Annotated in this window: 1 protein-coding gene; it reads left to right on the forward strand. The window is 59.3% G+C overall.

Going from position 1 to position 508, the window contains the following annotated elements:
* A partial coding sequence (locus tag A5728_RS14395) for a hypothetical protein (protein ID WP_197493064.1) occupies window positions 1-449 on the forward strand: 449 nt, incomplete at its 5' end.
* Window positions 450-508: the final 59 nt, after the last annotated feature.

Here is a 508-nt window from a genome sequence, read left to right on the forward strand (position 1 = left end):
CCATTCGCCAGTTCCTTCGGCATAACTCCATCCTCGTTTCCAAGGTCAGGAGCCTCCAACAAACTCAGGGCGCTTCACAGGCAGTAGTCGCCATCGGTATGACGGCGGCTCTGGTCGTGGCGATGTGGGTGTTTGGTGACCAACTCATCGCGATCTTGAACCACCTTCCAGCCACCTCATTCCGGGGCAAGTTTTGGAAGGTCGCGGGGGTTGTTGTCGTGGCCGCTGTGGCTCAGTCTTGGGTGTTGTGGCGCGTCTGGGCGCAGCTACTCTCGGGGGGCACCGGGTCACGTGCGGATGTCATTCCTATAGCTGTAGGCGCGGCCATTCCCATCGTGCTGGGCTCTTGGGTCGTGCTGGCTACCATTCCCGTCGTGTTCGGGTTCACCGCTTTTGCCCTAATCGTGGCGGTGGTGGTAATCGTAATCTTGATGTGGGCCAACAACTAATGCCCGTCGTTTGGTCCATGGCATAATGAAGAGCCCCTACCGCGTCTCCGCGGTTGGGG

The sequence above is a fragment of the Kocuria sp. ICS0012 genome, from assembly GCF_001665945.1.
GTDB lineage: Bacteria > Actinomycetota > Actinomycetes > Actinomycetales > Micrococcaceae > Kocuria > Kocuria marina.